The sequence below is a fragment of the Micromonospora ferruginea genome, assembly GCF_013694245.2.
Lineage (GTDB): Bacteria > Actinomycetota > Actinomycetes > Mycobacteriales > Micromonosporaceae > Micromonospora > Micromonospora robiginosa.
The window spans coordinates 4122251-4142256 of record NZ_CP059322.2 but is presented as its reverse complement, the minus strand read 5'-3'; the positions used below and the strand labels follow the sequence as shown (position 1 = coordinate 4142256).

Here is a 20006-nt window from a genome sequence, read left to right as displayed (position 1 = left end):
AACGTCCACTCAGGAGAGCAGGGATGGTCGCCGGGGGTAACAACCCGGTTGGTCCATCGCGGGGGCGTTATGACCGGGCGACCCGCAGCGCCCACCAGATCAGCGGCGCCTGCATCGGCACCCGGCCGTAGGCGATCGCCCGCTTCGCCGGCCGGCGCCGGCGCCAGTCCCAGGCCATCTGCGCGTTCGCCGGCAGGACCGCGGTGAACAGCGCCGCCGCGGCCAGGCCACCGCGCCGGCGGGTCGCCGGGTGCGCCACCGCCGCCGCCACGGCCAACTCCGCGACCCCGGAGGCGTACGTCCAGAAGCGGGCCGGCCCGGGCAGGACGCGCGGCACGATCGGGTCGTAGAAGCCGGGGCGGACGAGATGGGTGACGCCCGCGGCGGCGAGCAGCCCGGCGAGCGCGACGGCCTCGCCGCGACGGTGGGTCATCGTCGGTCCCCCTGTTGTTCGACGGCGCGTTGCACGGCCCGGTAGATCTGCCCGAACCGTAGCGCGTCGGGCGTGCGGACCAGCATCGTCTCCCGCCCGTGGACCTGCACCCACAGCTCGTGCACCCGGTTGCCGCGCTCGTAGGAGCGGTCCAGCCAGCCGAGCGGCACCTCCAGGAACGGGGTGAGCGCCAGGCCGACCACCACGAACGCGGCCACGATGACCAGGGCCAGTTTCCAGTCGCCCCGGTCCTGCGCCGTCCAGGCCAGCGAGAGCACGCAGACCAGCGCCACCAGCGGCGGCAGCGACAGCAGCAGGACCAGCACGCCCCGACCCAGCACCCGACCCCGGACCGCCGCCGTGGTCCGTCCCCGCGCGTGCCAGACGAAGGTGACGTCGGCCAGCGGTACGACCTGTCCACCGGCGTGGATGGCCCGGGAGGTGACCTGTACCGCGTCGTCCCGGTAATAGAGGGTCATAAATCAGCGTACCCACTCGGCGTGCGCGCGCGGAACCTGTCGGTAACGTGGCCGGCATGACCGGCGGGGACGAGCAGGCGCGCAACGTGGAGGTGGTCCGGCGCTACCTGCGGACCTTCGTCACGAAGGACCTGGCCGAGTTGGCCGAGGTGGTCGACGAGGACGTGGAGATCTACGGCTCCGGCACGGCGGTACGCGGCCGGCGCTATCCGGAGGCGGCCGTCTCCTCGCCCGGGTTGACCGTGCTCGACCAGGAGATCCGGGAGATCTTCGCGGCCGGCGACCGGGTGGTGGTGTCGATGGCGCAGACCTACCGGCGGGACGCGACCGGGGCGACCACGGTGCAGAGCGCGTGCAAGATGTACCGGCTGGCCGGCGGCCGGATCGTGCAGTTCTGGGGCGAGCAGGACACCTACGGCCTGCTGCGCGGGCTGGGCCTGCTGCCCGACGAGCCGATCACGTTCTGAGCCGGCGCGGCGGCGGGCGCGTGCTCGATGGCCCGCTGCACCGCCCGGTAGATCTGGCCGAAGCGCAGCGCGTCGCCGGTGCTGAGCAGCCGCACCGGGCGGCCCCGCCAGGTCGCCCACATCTCCAGCTCCCGGCTGCCCCGCACGTAGGAGCGGTCCAGGTGCTCGAAGAGCACGTCGGCGAGCGGCCCGACGGCGAGGCCGACCAGCACGGAGGCGCCGACGATGGCGATGGTGACGGTCAGCGAGCGGTGCAGCCAGACCGCGAGCGCGACGCCCAGCAGCGCGGCCACCAGCGGCCCGGCGAGCGCGGCGCCGATCGCGCCCCGGCCGGCGAGCACCCGCCAGGAGCGGCTGCCCCGCCGGTGCCACACCATGGTCAGCTCGGCCAGCGGATAGCTGCGGTCGTCGACCCGCAGGGCGGCGGAGGTGACCCGGACCGACCGGTCGTCGTAGTAGGTGGTCATGGCCTCACTCCCGGTGTCCGGCGTCTACCGCACTGTCTACCCCAACGAGGCGGGTCGTAAGGTTGGCACGCGACTTCGACGAGGAAGTGAGGGCAGCGTGGGCGAGTTCGTCAGGCTGGAAGTGAAGGACGGCGTCGGCACCATCCGGTTGGAGCGGCCGCCGATGAACGCGCTGAACACGCAGGTCCAGGAGGAGTTGCGCGCCGCCGCGACGGCGGCCACCGCCGACGGCGAGGTCCGCGCGGTCGTCGTGTACGGCGGCGAGAAGGTCTTCGCGGCCGGCGCGGACATCAAGGAGATGGCCGACATGTCCTACGTGGACATGGCGGAGCGGGCCGCCGACCTGTCCAGCGCGCTGGGCGCGATCGCCCGGATCCCCAAGCCGGTGGTCGCGGCGATCACCGGCTACGCGCTCGGCGGCGGCTGCGAGCTGGCGCTGGCCTGCGACTGGCGGATCGTGGCCGACGACGCCAAGCTCGGCCAGCCGGAGATCAAGCTGGGCATCATCCCGGGTGCGGGCGGCACCCAGCGGCTGGCCCGGCTGGTCGGTCCGGCGCGCGCCAAGGACCTGATCATGACCGGCCGGATGGTCGACGCCGAGGAGGCGCTGCGCATCGGCCTGGCCGACCGGGTGGTCCCGGCCGCCGAGGTCTACGACGCCGCGCTGGCGTACGTGAAGCCGTTCCTGACCGGGCCGGTGCAGGCGTTGCGGGCGGCGAAGGCGGCGGTCGACGGCGGCCTGGACATGGACCTCACCTCCGGCCTGGCGTGGGAGAGTCAGCTCTTCGCGGCGCTGTTCGCCACCGACGACCGGCGCGAGGGCATGGCCGCGTTCGTGGAGAAGCGCAAGCCCGGCTTCACCGGCCGCTGACGCGAGAGCTGTTCACATCTCGTCTACCGGCCAGTAGCGTGTGACTCCGGTCGCGCGACGAAGGGGAGTGGCATGACGGAACACGTCGAGGGGCACGGCGGCGAGCTGGCGCTGGCGGCGCTGCGCGCGCACGGCGTACGGGAGATGTTCACCCTGTCCGGCGGGCACGTCTTCCCGCTCTACGACGCGGCGCACAAGGCCGGCTTCCCGCTCTACGACGTCCGGCACGAGCAGTCCGCCGTGTTCGCCGCCGAGGCGGTGGCCAAGCTCCAGCGCCGCCCCGGCCTGGCCGTGCTCACCGCCGGCCCCGGCGTCACCAACGGCGTCTCCGGGCTGACCAGCGCGTTCTTCAACGCCTCGCCGGTGCTGGTGATGGGCGGCCGGGCCCCGCAGTTCCGCTGGGGCTCCGGCAGCCTCCAGGAGATGGACCACCTTCCGCTGGTCGCGCCGGTGACCAAGCACGCCGAGACGGTGTTCAGCGCCGACGACATCCCGCGGGCCGTCTCCGCGGCGCTGACCACCGCGCTCACCCCGCACCGCGGTCCGGTCTTCCTGGACTTCCCGCTGGAGGCGGTCTTCTCGGTCGGCGACGCCGACCTGCCGGCGGTCACCCCGCCCGCCCCGATCGAACCCGACCCGGACGAGGTGGCGAAGGCGGCCCGCCTGATCGCCGGCGCGTCCCGGCCGGTGGTCATCGCCGGCTCCGACGTGTACGCCGGGGACGCCGTCGACGCCCTGCGCGCCGCCGCCGAGTCCCTCCAGGTGCCGGTGTTCACCAACGGGATGGGCCGGGGCGCGCTGCCGCCGACGCACCCGCTCGCGTTCGCCAAGGCCCGCCGCGTCGCGCTCAAGGGCGCCGACGTGGTGGTGGTGATCGGCACGCCGCTGGACTTCCGGCTCTCCTTCGGCGACTTCGGCGACGCCAAGGTCGTGCACGTGGTGGACGCGCCCAGCCAGCGCGCCGGGCACGTGCAGCCGGCCGCCGCGCCCGCCGGCGACCTGCGGCTGATCCTCGGCGGGTTCGCCGAGCACGCCGGCGACCGGGCCGACCACGCCGGCTGGATCGCCGAGCTGCGCACCGCCGAGGACGCGGCGAAGGCCCGCGACGCCGAGGAGATGGGCGCGGAGACCGACCCGATCCGGCCCGCCCGGGTCTACGGCGAGCTGCGCAAGGTGCTCGCCCCGGACGCCATCACCATCGGCGACGGCGGCGACTTCGTCTCGTACGCCGGTAAGTACCTGGAACCCGCCCAGCCCGGCACCTGGCTCGACCCCGGCCCGTACGGCTGCCTCGGCACCGGCATGGGCTACGCGATGGGCGCCCGGGTCAGCCACCCGGACCGGCAGATCTGCGTGCTGATGGGCGACGGCGCGGCCGGCTTCTCGCTGATGGACGTGGAGTCGCTGGCCCGGCAGAAGCTGCCGGTGGTGATCGTGGTCGGCAACAACGGCATCTGGGGGCTGGAGAAGCACCCGATGCGCGCCATGTACGGCTACGACGTGGCCGCCGACCTCCAGCCCGGCCTGCGCTACGACCGGGTGGTCGAGGCGCTCGGCGGCGCGGGCGAGACGGTGGAGAAGGCCGCCGACCTCGGCCCGGCGCTCGGCCGCGCGTTCGACGCCGGCGTGCCGTACCTGGTCAACGTGCTGACCGACCCGACCGACGCGTACCCCCGGTCGTCGAACCTGGCCTGACCGCGACGCCGCACGGCCCGTTCAGACCTCCGGGCGGTCCCGGTCGTCGGGCCGGTCGCGCAGCTCCTCCTCGCGGCGGCGCAGGTCGTCCTCCCAGCGTTGCAGGCGCTCGCGGTCCTCGTCGCGGGAGCGCTTGTCGAGCGAGGCGAGGAAGTCCGGGTCGTCGTCCGGGGCGACCGGGCGGCGGGCCGGGGCGGCGGAGCCGGTCGCTCCGGTGGCGCCGAGCACCCCGTCCGGGCGCTCCCGGCCGGCCACGAACCAGGCGATCGAGCCGACCAGCGGGAAGAACAGGATGACCAGCACCCAGGCCAGCCGGGGTAGCACCTTGACCTGCTCGTCCTCGGCGGAGAGGCAGCTGATCAGCGCGCAGACGGCGAGCACGACCTGGATCAGGAACAGCAGTACGTAGAGGCGGGCCATGCCCCATGATGGCGCACCGGGTGCGGTCAGTGCACCCTGCCGAGCACGTGCGCCACGCCGAGCAGCGCCAGGGCGGCGGCGCCGAGCGCGGTCAGCGGCATCGCGACCCGCCCGAGCCGGCGCGGGGGGGACCCGGTGGCGCGTCGCCAGGCGACGGCGAGCACGACCAGCCAGACCAGGATCGCGACCCCGGCCAGCGCCGCGTCCACGACCCGTCCGGTGAACGCCGGGCGGAGCTGGAGCAGCAGCACCACGGTCAGGGTGAGCAGGGTGCGTCGCCAGGCCAGCCGGGTGCGTTCGGCGGGCAGCCCGGGGTCACCGGTCACGGGGTCCCCCGCAGGAGCACGGCGGCGACCAGGACCAGCGCGCCGAGCGCGACGATCAGCGCCAGCACGGCCGGGAACCGGGACGCCGGCAGCTCCTCGCCCAGCCGGATCGCGCGTTCGGTGCGGGCCCAGTGGTCCACCGCCCGGATCGACACGGTGGCGCCGAGCAGCAGCAGCCCGACGGCGAGCCCTTCGCGCAAGTGGGCCAGCGGGAGCGGGGGCAGGAACTGGGCGGCGGCCAGCCCGCCCGCGACCAGTGCCAGCCCGGTCCGCAGCCAGGCCAGGAACGTCCGCTCGTTGGCCAGCGAGAAACGGTAGTCCGGCGGGGTGCCGACCGAGCGCAGCTCCCGCGGGTCGAACCAGCGCCTGATCGACTCCCACACGGCACCGATTATCCGCTTGGCCTCCCGCCTAGCCTGAGGGGATGACCGATCTTGACGCGCGCGCCCTGCGCGAGGCCTACGACAGCCAGATCCGCCCGGAGCTGCCGAACCCGGTGCCGGCCGGGGTGACCATCGAGCGGGACGGCCCGCTGTTCCGCGTGCTCGGCCTGGACCAGCGCGGATTCCTCACCTACCGGACGCTGGACGGCCTGGCCGGCGCCGAGCTGGACGCGCTGATCGCCCGGCAGGTCGAGGTCTTCCGGGCCCGGGGCGAGGCGGTCGAGTGGAAGCTCGCCGGGCACGACGAGCCGGCCGACCTGGCCGACCGGCTGCGCGCCGCCGGCTTCGTCCCGGAGGACCAGGAGACCGTCGTGGTCGGCCCGGTGGCGCCGCTCGCCGCCGCCGTCCCGGTGCTCCCCGAGGGGGTACGCCTGCGTGAGGTCTCCGGCCGCGCCGACCTGGAGCGGATCGCCGCCATGGAGGAGGAGGTCTGGCACGACGACCGGAGCCACCTGGTGACCGGGCTGGCCCGCGAGATCGAGGCGGATCCCCAGTCCATCGCGATCGTGGTGGCCGAGGCCGGTGAGACGGTGGTCAGCGCCGGCTGGGTCCGCTTCGAGGGCGACAGCGGTTTCGTCAGCCTCTGGGGCGGGTCGACGCTGCCGCAGTGGCGGAAGAAGGGGATCTACCGGGCGCTGGTGGGCCACCGGGCGCGGCTGGCGCAGCAACGCGGCAAGACGCTGGTGCAGGTCGACTGCTCGCCGGACAGCCGGCCCATCCTGGAGCGGCTCGGTCTCGTTGCGGTCACCACCACCACGCCCTACGTCTACACTCCGTGATCATGGACCGGTTGACGGCGGACGAGCAGCTCACCCTGAAGACCGGCGCGTTCGGGGCGGTCTTCCTGGTCTCCAACGCCGTACCGGGGGTGCTGGCCATGGTGCGGGAGAGCATCGCCGCCTCCGGGGCGCTGGCCGACGCCGGCGGCGTGGTCAAGGAGGCGCTCACCACCGGCCCGCTGCCGCAGTTGCCCCGTGACTCCGCGCTGGAGATCGAGTCGGTGGTGCTGCCGGCGCTGGGCCGGGCGGTGGAGATCCTGCGGGCCAAGTCGCCGGGGGACGTCGAGGCGTACCGGTCGGTGGTGCTGGCGGCGGCGGACCGGGTGGCGCAGGCGCACCGGGGGATGGAGCCGGCCGAGGCGGCGGCGATCGACAAGATCCGGGTGGCCCTGGCCGAGGCGGCCTGAGCGCCGCCGGGCTACGGTGAGTTGCGTCACTCCGGGCCCACGGGGAGTCGAAGCTACTTGCGGGTAACATTGGCCCGTGGGCAACTGCACAGCGTCCCGCAGTTGACCGAGCGTTAAGTCACGCGGGAGGCTGCGCCCGTGACCGGGCGAGTGATCGCTACACCAAACAGGAGGGTCGTCGAAGCGCGATGAACATCGTCGTACTCGTCAAGCAGGTGCCCGATTCGGGCGCGGACCGCAACCTGCGATCTGACGACAACACCGTCGACCGCGGCTCGGCGAACAACGTCATCAACGAGATGGACGAGTACGCCATCGAAGAGGCGTTGAAGATCAAGGAGGCGCACGGCGGCGAGGTCACCATCCTGACCATGGGTCCGGACCGGGCGACCGAGTCGATCCGCAAGGCGCTCTCCATGGGGCCGGACAAGGCCGTCCACGTCGTCGACGACGCGCTGCACGGCTCCTGCGCCGTGGCCACCTCGAAGGTGCTCGCGGCCGCCCTCGGGCAGCTCAACGCCGACCTCGTCATCTGCGGCGCCGAGTCCACCGACGGTCGGGTGCAGGTCATGCCGCACATGATCGCCGAGCGGCTGGGCGTGGCCGCGCTGACCGGCGCGCGCAAGCTCACCGTCGACGGCGCCACCCTCACCGCCGAGCGGCAGACCGAGGAGGGCTACGAGGTGGTCACCGCCTCGACCCCGGCCGTGGTCTCCGTCTGGGACACCATCAACGAGCCGCGCTACCCCTCCTTCAAGGGCATCATGGCCGCGAAGAAGAAGCCGGTGCAGACGCTCTCCCTGGGCGACCTGGGCGTGGCGCCGACCGAGGTGGGCGTCGACGGCGCCACCAGCGCGGTGCTGGAGCACACCAAGCGCCCGCCGCGCTCCGGCGGCGAGAAGATCACCGACGAGGGCGAGGGCGGCGTCAAGCTGGTCGAGTTCCTCGCCACCGAAAAGTTCGTGTGAGAGGTCTGGACATGGCTGAGGTTCTCGTCGTCGTCGAAGCCACCAAGGAATTCGGCGTCAAGAAGGTCACGTGTGAGATGCTCACCCTCGCCCGCGAGCTGGGCACCCCGAGCGCGGTCGTGCTCGGCGGTGCCGGCGCCGCCGACGCGCTGAGCGCCAAGCTGGGCGAGTACGGCGCGGAGAAGATCTACGCCGCCGAGGGCGAGGAGATCGACGGCTTCCTGGTGGCGCCCAAGGCCACCGTGGTCGCCGAGCTGGTCAAGCGGGTGCAGCCGGCCGCCGTGCTGCTCGCCTCCTCGCAGGAGGGCAAGGAGATCGCCGCCCGGCTGGCCGTCAAGCTGGACAACGGCATCCTGACCGACGTGGTCGGCCTGGACGCCGACGGCACCGCCACCCAGGTCGCGTTCGCCGGCTCCACCATCGTCAAGTCCAAGGTCACCAAGGGCCTGCCGCTGGTCACCGTCCGGCCGAACTCGCTCAACCCGACCCCGGCCGCGGCCAGCCCGGCCGTCGAGCAGCTCACCGTGTCGGTCACCGACGCGGACAAGCTGGCCAAGGTCGTCGAGCGGGTCGCCGAGCAGAAGGGCTCCCGCCCCGAGCTGACCGAGGCCTCGATCGTCGTCTCCGGCGGTCGCGGTGTCGGCAACGCCGACAACTTCAAGCTGGTCGAGGAGATGGCCGACCTGCTCGGCGGCGCGGTCGGCGCGTCCCGTGCCGCGGTCGACTCCGGCTACTACCCGCACCAGTTCCAGGTCGGCCAGACCGGCAAGACCGTCTCCCCGCAGCTCTACGTCGCGCTCGGCATCTCCGGCGCGATCCAGCACCGGGCCGGCATGCAGACCTCGAAGACCATCGTCGCGGTGAACAAGGACGCCGAGGCGCCGATCTTCGAGCTGGCCGACTACGGCGTGGTCGGCGACCTGTTCAAGATCGTCCCGCAGGCCGCCGAGGAGATCCGCAAGCGTAAGTGACCCCCGGTCACGAAGAAGGCCGCCGCCCGGAACCTCGGGCGGCGGCCTTCTTCTTCGGTGTGGAGCTGATCGGCGGGCCGGGGAGCTGAGCCGGCCCGCCGATCAGCCCGTCAGGGTGCCCCTCAGCAGGCTGTCGCCGGAGTGGCGGGTGTTGTTGTCGTACTGCTCGGCGCTGATGTCGACGACGGTGAAGGTGCTCAGGTCCACGTTGTGGGGGATCGGCAGCAACGCGTCCCCCGATCCGTTGCTCAACGTGCCCACCGAGAACATCTCCATCGTCTTCGGGTCGATCAGCCAGACCTCGTAGTACCCCGGAACGCTCGGGAGATTCGCCACATGCAGATGCAGTTGGTTGTCACCGAGCACCCGGGCGTCGCCGGACGCGTCCTTCGGGGTCGAGCCGAACGCCGCCAGTGGCGCGCTGGCCAGCACCGTCGGCTGCGGCGCGGGCTCGTCCCCGCCGGCGCCGAGCACCACCGCGGTGCCCGCCACGCCGATCACCGCAGCGGCGGTGGCGGTGACCGCGGTGCTCGCCCAGCGGGGCCACCGGCGGCCACGACGCGACCGGGTCGCGACAACCGGCCGGCCGGCCGGGTCACCGACCGCGTCGCCGTCGAGCGGCGGGCGGCGACCGTTCAACGTGGGCAGTTCCTCGGCGGCCCGGATCTCGGCCATGATGCCCTGCCAGACGTGCTCCGGCGGGTCGGGCAGCTCGGTCAGGCCCTGGGTGCCGGCGCCGAGACCGGCCACGTGCTGAAGCGTCTCCAGCTCGCCGCGGCAGTGCGCGCAGGTGGCGAGGTGGGTGGATTCTCCGTCGGCCGCCTCGCTCTCACCGAGCGCCAGAAAGACCAGCCGGTCGTGGTCCAGGTGCTGCACCGTCCACCTCCCATCTGCGTTTCAGGCTCTGCATGCCGCGCCGGATGTGACTCTTGACCGTGCCGAGCGGCACCCCGGTCACGGCCGAGATCTGCTGGTGTGTCAGGTCGTCGTAGAACGCCAACTCCAGCATCCGACGTTGCTCGTCGGGAAGCCGGGCCAGCTCGTCGGCGACCACCAGCCGGTCGACCACCGTGTCGGGGTCGGGGCCGGTGTCCACCGGCTCGGGCAGTTGCTTGACCGTCTCGACCACCCGGGTCTCCCGGGCCGAGGCCCGGATCCGGTCGACCACCTTGCGCCGCCCGATCCCGAGCAGCCAGCCGATCAGTGATCCCTTCGTCGGGTCGAACGTCTCCCGACCGAGCCAGGCGGCGACGAACGTCGCCTGGGTCACGTCCTCGGCGTCGCTCCGGTTCACCAGCGTCGAGGCGGCCAGGTGCAGCACCGCGCGGCCGAACCGGTCGTACGCCTCCCGCAGGGCGGCCTCGTCGCCGTCGCGGAACCGCATCGCCAGATCGTCGTCTTTCGGCGGCTCGGGTCCCTGCCTCGCCGCCGTCACCGGGCGGCTCGCCATCCGTGGGGCATGCCGAACTGTAACTCCCACCGCCCCCGCCCCACTCTCCCGGTGTTGTTCGTGCAATGCCCGTCACCTCCTCTTCGTCGCCAGGGCCCCCGCCGGATGCGTCCGCGGCCGGAAAAAGAAAACAGATTCGGGGCGCATCCGGCGACGTCCGGGCCGGCGTAACCCGTTCTGCAAGCCAGGCCTGACGAATCAGCACCAACCACCAGGAGGCAGACAATGCAGTTCGCCATGTTCCGTCGGGTCGCCGCGGGCGGCGCGGTGGCCGCCCTGACCTTCGCCGGCGTCGGCGCCGCGACCATGAGCCCGGCCTACGCCGCCTCGTCGAAGGTCTCCGTCGTCCACGGCATCCCGGACACCCCGGTCGACGTCTACGTCAACGGCAAGAAGACCTTGAACAACTTCAAGCCCGGCGACGTGGCCGGCCCGCTCACCCTCCCCGAGGGCGAGTACGACATCGCGCTGACCAAGCCCGGCGAGGCGATCGACAAGGCGATCCTCAAGGTCGACGACGCCGAGGTGCCGGGTGGGGCGAACATCAGCCTCGCCGCCCACCTGAGCGCCGACGGCAAGCCGCAGATCACCCCGTTCGTCAACGACGTGTCCAAGGTGGGCGCCGGCAAGGCCCGGCTGATCGTCCGGCACACCGCCGCCGCGCCGGCCGTCGATGTGCGGGCCGGTGGCAAGCCGGTCTTCGAGGGCCTGACCAACCCCAAGGAGGCCAAGGCCGACGTGGCCGCCGGCACCGTGAAGGCGGACGTGGTGCTCGCCGGCACCGACACCGTCGCGATCGGCCCGGCCGACCTGAACCTCAAGGAGGGCACCGCCACCATCGTCTACGCGATCGGCTCCGCCGACGCCAAGAACCTGGACCTGGTCGCGCAGACCATCAGCGGCCTGCACTCCGCGCCGGGCGGCGTGCCGAGCGGCACCGGCGGCCAGGCCGGCACCGGCGTGGACACCTGGTGGTACGTGCTGGCCGGCGCCGGCGTGCTGCTCCTGGTCGGCGGCGGGGCGCGGGTGGCCACCACCCGGGCCGCTCGCCGGTGACGGTGCGCAACCGCGGGGCGCTGGCGGCGATGGCCGCCGGCGCCGCCGCGCTCACCGTGGCGTCGCTCGTCGCGTGCGGGTCCCAGCCCGCCGAGGACGTCGGCGCCGACGAGGCGGCGGCGCTGGCCAGCACCACCCCCGCGGCGACGCCGAGCGCGGCGTCGACCGGGGACCCGTCGGTGCCGGTGAACGCGGGCACGCTGCCGGCGGACGGGAAGACCGTGCCACCGGTACGGCTGAGCATCCCGCCGATCAAGGTCACCGCCTCGGTCGACCCGGTCGGCATCAACGACCGCACCAACGAGTTCGAGGTGCCGCCGAGCGTGAACCAGGTCGGCTGGTACCGCTACGGGCCGGGCCTGGAGGCCGGGGCCGGCTCGGTGGTGATCGCCGGGCACGTGGACAGCGCCGAGCAGGGCAAGGGCGCGTTCTTCCGGCTGCGGGAACTGGACCGGGGGGACACCCTCACCGCCACCGGCTCGGACGGGAAGGAACGGAGCTACCGGGTGGTGGCCCGCGAGGAGTACACCAAGACCAAGATCCCGCTGGAGCGGTACTTCGCCCGCGACGGCAAGCCGCGCCTGACCTTGATCACCTGCGGCGGGCCGTTCGACCCGAAGACCCGGCACTACCGCGACAACATCGTGGTCACCGCGGTTCCCTCGTGAGGCACGTGACCGCCCGTCCCGCCCGCGTGCGGGACGGGCGGTCCGGCCAGCGGTGGACCGCCCACCGGCCGTTAGGCTGAACGGTGATGGCATACCTGGATCACGCGGCGACGACCCCGATGCTCGACGAGGCACTCGAGGCGTACGTCGCCACCGCCCGCGAGGTGGGCAACGCGTCGTCGCTGCACGCGGCGGGCCGTCGTGCCCGGCGGCGGGTGGAGGAGTCCCGCGAGCGGGTGGCCGCCGCGCTCGGCGCCCGCCCGTCCGAGGTGATCTTCACCGGCGGCGGCACGGAGAGCGACAACCTCGCCGTGAAGGGCATCTTCTGGGCCCGCCGCGACGCCCGGGCCGAGCGGGTCCGGGTGGTCTCCAGCGCGGTCGAGCACCACGCCGTGCTGGACGCGGTGGACTGGCTGGTGGAGCACGAGGGCGCGGAGGTCGGCCGGTTGCCGGTGGACGCCACCGGCCGGCTCGACCCGGAGCGGCTCCGCGCCGAACTGGCCGGGCACGGCGACTCGGTGGCGGTGGTCACCGCGATGTGGGCCAACAACGAGGTCGGCACCGTGCAGCCGGTGGCCGAGCTGGCCGCCGTGGCGGCCGAGCACGGGGTGCCGTTCCACACCGACGCGATCCAGGCGGTCGGCCAGGTGCCCGTCGACTTCGCCGCGAGCGGGGTGTCCGCGCTCACCGTGACCGGGCACAAGCTCGGCGGCCCGACCGGCGTCGGCGCGCTGCTGCTGGCCCGCGACGTCGCCGCGACGCCGCTGCTGCACGGCGGCGGCCAGGAGCGCGACGTCCGCTCCGGGACGCTGGACACCGCCGGCATCGTCGCGTTCGCGGTCGCCGTCGAGGCCGCGGTGAAGGGCCAGCAGGAGTACGCGGCCCGCGTCGCCGCGCTCCGCGACGAGCTGGTCGGGCGCGTCCGGCGGGCGGTGCCCGAGGTGGTCTTCAACGGTGACCCGACCGACCGGCTCCCGGGCAACGCGCACTTCTCCTTCCCGGGCTGCGAGGGGGACGCGCTGCTGCTGCTCCTGGACGCCCAGGGCATCGCCTGCTCGACCGGGTCGGCCTGCTCGGCGGGCGTGGCCCAGCCCTCGCACGTGCTGATGGCGATGGGCGCCGACGACGACCGGGCCCGCTCCTCGCTGCGCTTCACCCTCGGGCACACCAGCACCGGCGCGGACGTCGACGCGCTCATCGCCGCGCTGCCGGCCGCCGTGGAGCGGGCCCGGCGCGCGGCCGCCCTCCGCACGCCCCGCTGAGCCGGATACCCTCGGTGCTGAGGACGAGGGGAGTCGGCTGGTGAGGGTTCTGGCGGCGATGTCGGGCGGGGTGGACTCCGCCGTCGCGGCGGCGCGGGCGGTGGAGGCCGGGCACGACGTGACCGGGGTGCACCTGGCGCTGGCCCGCAACCCGCAGACCTACCGCACCGGCGCCCGGGGCTGCTGCACCCTGGAGGACTCCCGGGACGCGCGGCGCGCCGCGGACGTGCTGGGCATCCCGTTCTACGTGTGGGACATGGCGGACCGGTTCCACGACGACGTGGTCGACGACTTCGTCGCCGAGTACGCCGCCGGCCGTACCCCGAACCCGTGCCTGCGCTGCAACGAGAAGATCAAGTTCGCCGCGGTGCTGGACCGCGCGGTGGCCCTGGGCTTCGACGCGGTGGTGACCGGCCACCACGCCCGGCTCGGCCCGGACGGCTTGCTGCGGCGCAGCGTCGATGCGGCCAAGGACCAGTCGTACGTGCTGGCGGTGCTGACCCGCGCGCAGCTCGACCGGTCGATCTTCCCGCTCGGCGACTCCACCAAGGCCGACGTGCGCGCGGAGGCCGCCCGGCGCGGCCTGGCCGTGGCCGACAAGCCGGACTCGCACGACATCTGCTTCATCGCCGACGGCGACACCCGTGGCTTCCTGGCCGAGCGGCTCGGCGAGGCGCCGGGCCAGGTGGTGGACGCGCTCACCGGCGCGGTCGTGGGCAACCACAGCGGCGCCTACCAGTACACCGTGGGGCAGCGGCGCGGGCTGCACCTGGACCGTCCCGCGCCGGACGGCCGACCCCGCTACGTGCTCTCCATCACGCCGAAGACCAACACCGTCACGGTCGGCCCGGCCGAGGCGCTGGAGGTCTCCACGGTGCGGGCCACCCGACCGGTCTGGATCGGCGGCCCCCGTCCCGACGCGCCGATCGAGTGCGAGGTGCAGTTGCGCGCACACGGCGACGTGGTGCCGGCCGTCGTCACGGTGGACACCGACGGGCTGCACGCCGCGCTGCGCCGCCCGCTGCGCGGCGTCGCCGCCGGCCAGGCGATCGTCGCCTACCGGCCGGACCCGGACGGTGACGTGGTCCTCGGTTCCGCCACCATCGCCTCCTGACCGGCCGCCGGCCGCTCGGCGACTCTCCTCCCGACCGCGTCCGTTCGGCGCCGCTCCGGCGCGGACAATGGTGCCCTGGCTGCCTTTCGAGCTGATGTCACGAACGACTCACCCGCCGGCGCCTCTCGCCGGGACGGGGGTCACGTCGGCTGAGTCGTTTCTGACATCAGCTCGAAAGGCGTCTCGAACCATTTATCGGCTGCGGGCCGGCGCTGCCAGTGTCACGTGACGGTGCGGCCACCGGCCCGCGTGCCCACCGCGTGCCCGCTCGCCTGCGCGGGGCAGCCGATAGGCTGCGGCGGTGACTGACCAGCAGTGGCCCTGGCCGGCCGGTGCGGCGACCGGAATCGGCTCGCTGCCCGGCACCGACATCGCCGAGGCACAGCGAATCGTGCTCGGTGAGCTGCCCACGCTGCCGCACCTCCCGGAGCTGCCCGCCCGGGGACCGGGCGCGGACCTCGTCGGTCGCACCGCCGGCCTGCTCGTCGAACTGCCGGTCGAGCTGTACGCGGCGCGCTGGCGGGTCGCCGCACGTCCCGGGCGGGACCTGCGCCGCGCCCGCGACCTCATGGAACGCGATCTCGACCAGCTCGCCGAGCAGGCCGAGGAGTACGCCGGCCCGGTCAAGGTCCAGGCTGCCGGCCCGTTCACCCTGGCCGCCACGCTGGAACTGCCACTCGGTGGCCGGATTCTGCGCGACCCGGGGGCGGTGCGCGACCTCGCCGGCTCGCTCGGCGAAGGGCTGCGGGGGCACGTGGCGGCGGTGGCCCGGCGGCTGCCCCGCGCCTCGGTGCTGCTCCAGCTCGACGAGCCGTCGCTGCCGGCGGTGCTGGCCGGCCGGGTGCCCACCGAGAGCGGCTTCGGCACCCACCGGGCGGTGGAGACCGAGGTGGCGCGGGCGCTGCTGCGTGACGTGTTCGACGCGGCCGGGGTCCCCACCCTGGTGCACTGCTGCGCGCCGGACGTGCCGCTGGAGCTGATCCGCTCCGCCGGCGCCACCGGCGTCGCCCTCGACCTGTCGCTGGTCACCGACCTGGATCCGCTCGGCGAGGCGATCGACGCGGGGTTCGGCCTGCTGGCCGGCGCCGCGCCGACCCGGCCGCCGGCGTCCGGTCGGGCGCCGACGTCGGCCGAGGTCGCCGACCGGGTCCGCCGGGTCTGGGACCAGCTCGGGTTCCCGCGCCGCCGGCTGGCCGAGCAGGTGGTGGTGACGCCCGCGTGCGGCCTGGCCGGCGCCACTCCGGCGTACGCCCGGGCGGTGCTGGCCGCCTGCCGCGACGCCGGCCGGCGGCTCGTCGAGGAGTGACGTTTTCCTGTCGTACGGCGAGGGCAGGATGGGCCACATGATCGGACAACTGCGTTCCACCGTGATCGACTGCCCCGATCCCCGCGCGCTGGCCGGCTTCTACGCCGAACTGCTCGGCCTGCCGCTGATCGAGGACAACTCCGACGGCGACGAGTGGGTGGTGCTCGGCGGCCCACCCGGTCACCTGCCCCGGCTGGCCTTCCAGAAGGCGCTCGACTTGCGCGCCCCCGCCTGGCCGGACCCGGAGCGACCGCAGCAGTTCCACCTGGACGTGACGGTGGACGACATCGAGGCGGCGGAGAAGGCGGCGCTGGCCCTCGGCGCCCGGCGACTGCCCGGTGAGGGCGAGGGCTTCCGGGTCTACGCCGATCCGGCCGGCCACCCGTTCTGTCTCTGCTGGGACTGACCGGGCGGGGCTTGCGTGGCCGGTGCATGATCGCCATCGTGACCGTCTCCACCGCCCGTCGCGCCGCCGGCTCGCTCTTCGGCCTGGCCTACGGCGACGCCCTGGGCAAGCCGACCGAGTTCCTCACCGTCGGCGAGATCGTCCGGCGCTACGGCCCGGCCGGTCCGCGCGAGCTGGAGGGTGACCCGGCGCAGGTCACCGACGACACCCAGATGGCGCTGGCGGTGGCGTGGGCGCTGCACGACGCGCCCGCGCTCACGGCGGAGGCGGTCGAGCCGCTGTTGCGGCAGCGCTTCGTCGACTGGTCGGTCAGCCCGGAGAACAACCGCGCCCCGGGCATGACCTGCCTGCGCGCCTGCGCCGAGCTGGGCCGGGGGACCCGGTGGCAGGAGGCCACGGTGGCCGGGTCGAAGGGGTGCGGCGCGAACATGCGGGTCACCCCGGTCGGGCTGCTCGACGTCGACCTCGACACGCTGGCCGGGTTGGCGCAGCTCCAGGCCGGCCTCACCCACGGCCACCCGACCGGGCTGGCGGCGAGCGAGCTGACCGCGTACGCGATCCGGCTCCTGCGCGACGGCGCGGCGCTGCCGGAGCTGCCCGGCCTGCTCACCGCGCGGGCCCACGAGCAGCGCACGGTCTACCGGGGCGACTGGCTCGGCGACCTGTGGCAGCGGCCCGGTGCCACCACCGCAGCCGAGTTCGTCGCCCGGGGCTGGGACGACTGCCTGCGGGTGCTCGGCCGGCTCGACGCGGCGCTGGCCCGCCCGGACGACGGCGGCGACCCGTGCCGGCTGACCGGCGAGGGGTGGATCGCCGAGGAGGCGCTCGCCACCGCGCTGCTGTGCGCGCTGCGGCACCCGGACGACCCGGTCGGCGCGCTGACCCGGGGCGCCACCACCGCCGGCGACTCCGACTCCATCGCCGCGCTGGCCGGCGCGTTCGTCGGCGCCGCGTACGGCATGGACGCCTGGCCGGCGGCCTGGTCCTCCCGGATCGAATACGCCGACCAGCTCACCGCCCTGGCCGACGCGTTCGGCTGAGCGCCCGCACCGCTACGCGGTGAGGTGGGGCAGGCGGCGGACGCCCCGCCAGACGCCGGCGTCGCAGTCGCCGGCCTTGTCCGCGAACGCGGTCAACGGCACCGGGATCGGCGCGCTGACGTCCAGCCAGCTGTCGTGTTCGGCGTCGGCGTCCCAGCCCCGGGTGGGGATGGACACGTGGTCGTCCCGGTCCGACTTGTCCTGGCTGGTGATCTTCAGGACCTCGGCGTCGGCGCCGTCGACCCGCAGCACCAGACAGGGGCGCACCTTCGAACCGGTGCCGTCGGCGTAGGGCACGTCGGCCCACCAGATCTCCCCGGGCCGCGGGCGGTCCCGGTCCGGCCGCCCGGCCTCGCGTGGCCGGGGAGGCGCGCCGGTCCGGCCACCACTCGGCCGGCCGCCACGGGGCCCGCGCCCGGGCCGGTCGCCGCCGCCCGGTCGCCGACGGTCCCCGGAACGCGCGGGCCGGCCCGTCCCGGCCGACCGGTCGGCGGACCGGCGGCGCCACTCGCTCCACAGCCATCCCGCCGCCACGCAGGCCACGATCACCAGCGCCCAGATCAACCCGTCGCGCATCCGTGCCCCGCCTTCCGTCCGTTCCGGCCCACTGCCGCCGCCGCGATCGTCGCACGGTCGCGGCCCGCCCGCCCGGGTGGCGCGGTGCGCGCCGCTCCGACGCCGGGTTGCCTGCTCAGCCCGGGTGGCCGGACGGGTGTCACAGCTGACCGCTACGGTTCGGGGGTAGCACGAGCACGGGAGGTCGACAGCGGTGTCCGAAGGCGGCGTGTCCGAAGAAGCGGTTCCCCAGACGGTCGACGCCGCCCAGGAGGCGGCGGCCGGCGCCGAGCCGACCCCGGCGGCCCGCGAGCGGCACGCCACGCTGAGCCAGGAGCTCACCGAGCACCAATACCGCTACTACGTGCTGGACGCGCCGACCATCACCGACGCGGAGTTCGACAGGCAGTTGCGCGAGCTGGAGGCGCTGGAGGCGGAATATCCGGCGCTGCGCACCCCCGACTCGCCCACCCAGCGGGTCGGTGGCACGTTCTCCACCGACTTCACCCCGGTCACCCACGCCGAGCGGATGCTCTCGCTCGACAACGCGTTCGCCGACGAGGAGCTGGCCGCCTGGGCCGAGCGGGTCGAGCGCGACGCCGGCGGCCCGGTGCCCTACCTGTGCGAGCTGAAGGTCGACGGGCTGGCCATCAACCTGACCTACGAGAAGGGTCGGCTGGTGCGGGCGGCCACCCGCGGCGACGGCCGCACCGGCGAGGACGTCACCGCCAACGTGCGCAGCATCCGGGGCGTGCCGGCGCGGCTCACCCCGGCCGACGACTTCCCCGACGTGCCGGAGCTGCTCGAGGTGCGCGGCGAGATCTACTTCCCGGTGGCCGGCTTCGCCGACCTCAACGCGAGCCTGGTCGAGCAGGGCAAGGCGCCGTTCGCCAACCCGCGCAACGCCGCCGCCGGCAGCCTCCGGCAGAAGGACCCGAGGATCACCGCGTCCCGGCCGCTGCGTCTGGTCGTGCACGGCATCGGCGCCCGCAAGGGCTACCGGCCGGACGCCCAGTCCGCCGCCTACGCCGCGCTCAAGGCGTGGGGGCTGCCCACCAGCGACCGCTGGAAGGTGGTCGACGACCTGGCCGGGGTGGCGGAATACATCGCCTGGTACGGCACGCACCGCCACGACGTCGAGCACGAGATCGACGGCGTGGTGGTCAAGGTCGACCCGGTCTCCATCCAGGGCCGGCTCGGCTCGACCAGCCGCGCGCCCCGCTGGGCGATCGCCTTCAAATACCCGCCGGAGGAGGTCAACACCAGGCTGCTCGACATCGACGTCAACGTCGGGCGCACCGGCCGGGTCACCCCGTTCGCGGTCCTGGAGCCGGTCCGGGTGGCCGGTTCGACGGTCGCGCTCGCCACCCTGCACAACGCCCGTGAGGTGGAGCGCAAGGGCGTGCTGATCGGCGACACGGTGGTGCTGCGCAAGGCCGGCGACGTCATCCCCGAGGTGCTCGGCCCGGTGGTCGAGCTGCGCCCGCCCGACGCCCGGGCGTTCGTCATGCCGACCACCTGCCCGGCCTGCGGCACCCCGCTCGCGCCGGCCAAGGAGAGCGACGTCGACATCCGCTGCCCCAACTCCCGCAGTTGCCCGGCGCAACTGCGGGAACGGGTCTTCCACCTGGCCGGCCGCGGCGCCTTCGACATCGAGGTGCTCGGCTACAAGGGCGCCGCCGCGCTGCTCGACGCCGGCGTCATCACCGACGAGGGCGACCTGTTCGGCCTCGACGCCGAGCAGCTCGGCCGCTCGCCGTTCTTCGTCAACAAGGACGGCACGCTCGGCACCAACGCCGCCAAGCTGCTCGACAACCTGGCCGTGGCCAAGGAGCGCGACCTGTGGCGGGTGCTGGTGGCGCTCTCCATCCGGCACGTCGGCCCGACCGCCGCCCAGGCGCTCGCCCGGCACTTCCGGTCGATCACCGCGATCGAGGCGGCGGCCGAGGAGGAGCTGTCTTCCGTGGACGGCGTCGGCCCGACCATCGCCGCGAGCCTGAAGGAGTGGTTCGCCGTCGACTGGCACCGCGACGTGGTGCGCAAGTGGGCCGAGGCGGGCGTCCGGATGGTCGAGGAGGCCGGCGACGAGGGACCCCGGCCGCTCGACGGGATCACCGTCGTGGTCACCGGCACCCTGGCCGGGTTCAGCCGCGACCAGGCCGCCGAGGAGATCCAGAACCGGGGCGGGAAGGTCACCGGTTCGGTCTCCAAGAAGACCGGCTTCGTGGTGGTCGGCGACAACCCCGGCTCCAAGGCCGACAAGGCGGCGACGCTCAAGCTGCCGATCCTCGACGAGGACGGGTTCCGGGTGCTGCTGGACGCCGGCCCGGAGGCGGCCCGGGCGGTGGCCCGGGTGGAGGGCTGAGGGCCGCACGCGGCGTATACCAACTTAATTACGACTACGACCGATTCGTGGCTGTCGT

General features: G+C 74.0%; 24 protein-coding genes. 15 read left to right on the top strand and 9 right to left on the bottom strand.

Annotation, left to right across the window (positions count from 1 at the left end):
* Positions 1–67 precede the first annotated feature (67 nt).
* Entirely contained in the window at positions 68–433 is a 366-nt protein-coding gene (locus H1D33_RS17940) for a DoxX family protein (protein WP_181572047.1), read from the bottom strand.
* The gene (locus H1D33_RS17935) at positions 430–912 is read right to left on the bottom strand and encodes a DUF6232 family protein (protein ID WP_181572048.1); all 483 of its coding nucleotides are present in this window, start codon (positions 910–912) and stop codon (positions 430–432) included. The genes H1D33_RS17940 and H1D33_RS17935 overlap by 4 nt, the downstream gene beginning before the upstream one ends.
* Positions 913–968: 56 nt before the next feature.
* On the opposite strand from H1D33_RS17935, the gene H1D33_RS17930 reads away from it, so the two are divergent.
* Positions 969–1379 carry a nuclear transport factor 2 family protein gene (locus H1D33_RS17930; RefSeq protein ID WP_181572049.1) on the top strand — a complete coding sequence of 137 codons (411 nt, stop codon included), beginning with the start codon at positions 969–971 and terminating at the stop codon, positions 1377–1379.
* Here the strand turns inward: H1D33_RS17930 and H1D33_RS17925 are convergent.
* Positions 1325–1846 carry a DUF6232 family protein gene (locus H1D33_RS17925; RefSeq protein ID WP_181572050.1) on the bottom strand — a complete coding sequence of 174 codons (522 nt, stop codon included), beginning with the start codon at positions 1844–1846 and terminating at the stop codon, positions 1325–1327. The two genes, H1D33_RS17930 and H1D33_RS17925, sit on opposite strands and share 55 nt — an antisense overlap.
* Before the next feature lie 97 nt (positions 1847–1943).
* Between H1D33_RS17925 and H1D33_RS17920 the strand changes: the two genes are divergently transcribed.
* Together H1D33_RS17920 and H1D33_RS17915 are read left to right on the top strand one after the other, a co-directional pair.
* Complete coding sequence (locus H1D33_RS17920; RefSeq protein ID WP_181572051.1) at positions 1944–2717, top strand: enoyl-CoA hydratase-related protein; 774 nt, start codon at positions 1944–1946, stop codon at positions 2715–2717.
* Between the two features lie 72 nt (positions 2718–2789).
* Entirely contained in the window at positions 2790–4412 is a 1623-nt protein-coding gene (locus H1D33_RS17915) for an acetolactate synthase (RefSeq protein ID WP_181572052.1), read from the top strand.
* 21 nt (positions 4413–4433) lie between these two features.
* Here the strand turns inward: H1D33_RS17915 and H1D33_RS17910 are convergent, their stop codons facing one another.
* The 3 genes from H1D33_RS17910 to H1D33_RS17900 are packed head-to-tail and all read right to left on the bottom strand — an operon-like array spanning position 4434 to position 5541.
* Positions 4434–4832: a PLD nuclease N-terminal domain-containing protein gene (locus H1D33_RS17910; RefSeq protein ID WP_181572053.1), complete on the bottom strand. Its 399-nt coding sequence runs from the start codon at positions 4830–4832 to the stop codon at positions 4434–4436.
* 26 nt (positions 4833–4858) lie between these two features.
* On the bottom strand, positions 4859–5158 hold the full coding sequence (locus tag H1D33_RS17905; protein WP_181572054.1) for a DUF202 domain-containing protein: 300 nt from the start codon (positions 5156–5158) through the stop codon (positions 4859–4861).
* The gene (locus H1D33_RS17900) at positions 5155–5541 is read right to left on the bottom strand and encodes a YidH family protein (protein ID WP_181572055.1); all 387 of its coding nucleotides are present in this window, start codon (positions 5539–5541) and stop codon (positions 5155–5157) included. The genes H1D33_RS17905 and H1D33_RS17900 overlap by 4 nt, the downstream gene beginning before the upstream one ends.
* Before the next feature lie 41 nt (positions 5542–5582).
* Here H1D33_RS17900 and H1D33_RS17895 point away from each other — a divergent pair, with 41 nt between their 5' ends.
* From H1D33_RS17895 to H1D33_RS17880, 4 genes are all read left to right on the top strand, one after another.
* The gene (locus H1D33_RS17895; protein ID WP_181572056.1) at positions 5583–6380 is read left to right on the top strand and encodes a GNAT family N-acetyltransferase; all 798 of its coding nucleotides are present in this window, start codon (positions 5583–5585) and stop codon (positions 6378–6380) included.
* A 2-nt stretch (positions 6381–6382) separates the two neighbouring features.
* Positions 6383–6787, top strand: coding sequence for a hypothetical protein (locus H1D33_RS17890; RefSeq protein ID WP_181572057.1), 405 nt, complete (start codon positions 6383–6385; stop codon positions 6785–6787).
* Between the two features lie 188 nt (positions 6788–6975).
* Complete coding sequence (locus tag H1D33_RS17885; RefSeq protein ID WP_181572058.1) at positions 6976–7755, top strand: electron transfer flavoprotein subunit beta/FixA family protein; 780 nt, start codon at positions 6976–6978, stop codon at positions 7753–7755.
* An 11-nt stretch (positions 7756–7766) separates the two neighbouring features.
* The gene (locus H1D33_RS17880) at positions 7767–8726 is read left to right on the top strand and encodes an electron transfer flavoprotein subunit alpha/FixB family protein (protein ID WP_181572059.1); all 960 of its coding nucleotides are present in this window, start codon (positions 7767–7769) and stop codon (positions 8724–8726) included.
* A 102-nt stretch (positions 8727–8828) separates the two neighbouring features.
* Here the strand turns inward: H1D33_RS17880 and H1D33_RS17875 are convergent, their stop codons facing one another.
* Positions 8829–9602: an anti-sigma factor gene (locus tag H1D33_RS17875; RefSeq protein ID WP_181572060.1), complete on the bottom strand. Its 774-nt coding sequence runs from the start codon at positions 9600–9602 to the stop codon at positions 8829–8831.
* Positions 9556–10161: an RNA polymerase sigma factor gene (locus H1D33_RS17870; protein ID WP_181572061.1), complete on the bottom strand. Its 606-nt coding sequence runs from the start codon at positions 10159–10161 to the stop codon at positions 9556–9558. Before H1D33_RS17870 ends, H1D33_RS17875 begins: the two co-directional genes overlap by 47 nt.
* Before the next feature lie 240 nt (positions 10162–10401).
* On the opposite strand from H1D33_RS17870, the gene H1D33_RS17865 reads away from it, so the two are divergent.
* From H1D33_RS17865 to H1D33_RS17835, 7 genes are all read left to right on the top strand, one after another.
* On the top strand, positions 10402–11232 hold the full coding sequence (locus H1D33_RS17865; protein WP_181572062.1) for a DUF4397 domain-containing protein: 831 nt from the start codon (positions 10402–10404) through the stop codon (positions 11230–11232).
* Entirely contained in the window at positions 11229–11900 is a 672-nt protein-coding gene (locus tag H1D33_RS17860) for a class F sortase (protein ID WP_181572063.1), read from the top strand. Before H1D33_RS17865 ends, H1D33_RS17860 begins: the two co-directional genes overlap by 4 nt.
* An 86-nt stretch (positions 11901–11986) precedes the next feature.
* A complete protein-coding gene (locus tag H1D33_RS17855; protein ID WP_181572064.1) occupies positions 11987–13162 on the top strand; it encodes a cysteine desulfurase family protein in 1176 nt (391 codons plus the stop codon).
* Between the two features lie 40 nt (positions 13163–13202).
* Positions 13203–14276: a tRNA 2-thiouridine(34) synthase MnmA gene (mnmA, locus tag H1D33_RS17850; protein WP_181572065.1), complete on the top strand. Its 1074-nt coding sequence runs from the start codon at positions 13203–13205 to the stop codon at positions 14274–14276.
* A gap of 301 nt (positions 14277–14577) precedes the next feature.
* On the top strand, positions 14578–15582 hold the full coding sequence (locus tag H1D33_RS17845; protein WP_181572066.1) for a methionine synthase: 1005 nt from the start codon (positions 14578–14580) through the stop codon (positions 15580–15582).
* A 37-nt stretch (positions 15583–15619) separates the two neighbouring features.
* A complete protein-coding gene (locus H1D33_RS17840; RefSeq protein ID WP_181572067.1) occupies positions 15620–15988 on the top strand; it encodes a VOC family protein in 369 nt (122 codons plus the stop codon).
* Between the two features lie 29 nt (positions 15989–16017).
* Positions 16018–17028, top strand: coding sequence for an ADP-ribosylglycohydrolase family protein (locus H1D33_RS17835; RefSeq protein WP_181572689.1), 1011 nt, complete (start codon positions 16018–16020; stop codon positions 17026–17028).
* A 12-nt stretch (positions 17029–17040) separates the two neighbouring features.
* On the opposite strand, the gene H1D33_RS17830 is transcribed toward H1D33_RS17835, so the two are convergent.
* On the bottom strand, positions 17041–17604 hold the full coding sequence (locus H1D33_RS17830) for a type II toxin-antitoxin system PemK/MazF family toxin (protein WP_181572068.1): 564 nt from the start codon (positions 17602–17604) through the stop codon (positions 17041–17043).
* A gap of 208 nt (positions 17605–17812) precedes the next feature.
* Here H1D33_RS17830 and ligA point away from each other — a divergent pair, with 208 nt between their 5' ends.
* Positions 17813–19948, top strand: coding sequence for an NAD-dependent DNA ligase LigA (gene ligA, locus H1D33_RS17825; protein WP_181572069.1), 2136 nt, complete (start codon positions 17813–17815; stop codon positions 19946–19948).
* Positions 19949–20006 lie beyond the last annotated feature (58 nt).

Coding starts and splice junctions, on each gene's coding strand:
- H1D33_RS17930 (WP_181572049.1), top strand. CDS start 969: ATGACCGGCGGGGACGAGCAGGCGCGCAACGTGGAGGTGGTCCGGCGC.
- H1D33_RS17940 (WP_181572047.1), bottom strand. CDS start 433: ATGACCCACCGTCGCGGCGAGGCCGTCGCGCTCGCCGGGCTGCTCGCC.
- H1D33_RS17925 (WP_181572050.1), bottom strand. CDS start 1,846: ATGACCACCTACTACGACGACCGGTCGGTCCGGGTCACCTCCGCCGCC.
- H1D33_RS17840 (WP_181572067.1), top strand. CDS start 15,620: ATGATCGGACAACTGCGTTCCACCGTGATCGACTGCCCCGATCCCCGC.
- H1D33_RS17935 (WP_181572048.1), bottom strand. CDS start 912: ATGACCCTCTATTACCGGGACGACGCGGTACAGGTCACCTCCCGGGCC.
- H1D33_RS17895 (WP_181572056.1), top strand. CDS start 5,583: ATGACCGATCTTGACGCGCGCGCCCTGCGCGAGGCCTACGACAGCCAG.
- H1D33_RS17880 (WP_181572059.1), top strand. CDS start 7,767: ATGGCTGAGGTTCTCGTCGTCGTCGAAGCCACCAAGGAATTCGGCGTC.
- H1D33_RS17885 (WP_181572058.1), top strand. CDS start 6,976: ATGAACATCGTCGTACTCGTCAAGCAGGTGCCCGATTCGGGCGCGGAC.
- H1D33_RS17830 (WP_181572068.1), bottom strand. CDS start 17,604: ATGCGCGACGGGTTGATCTGGGCGCTGGTGATCGTGGCCTGCGTGGCG.
- H1D33_RS17915 (WP_181572052.1), top strand. CDS start 2,790: ATGACGGAACACGTCGAGGGGCACGGCGGCGAGCTGGCGCTGGCGGCG.
- H1D33_RS17910 (WP_181572053.1), bottom strand. CDS start 4,832: ATGGCCCGCCTCTACGTACTGCTGTTCCTGATCCAGGTCGTGCTCGCC.
- H1D33_RS17890 (WP_181572057.1), top strand. CDS start 6,383: ATGGACCGGTTGACGGCGGACGAGCAGCTCACCCTGAAGACCGGCGCG.
- H1D33_RS17865 (WP_181572062.1), top strand. CDS start 10,402: ATGCAGTTCGCCATGTTCCGTCGGGTCGCCGCGGGCGGCGCGGTGGCC.
- H1D33_RS17855 (WP_181572064.1), top strand. CDS start 11,987: ATGGCATACCTGGATCACGCGGCGACGACCCCGATGCTCGACGAGGCA.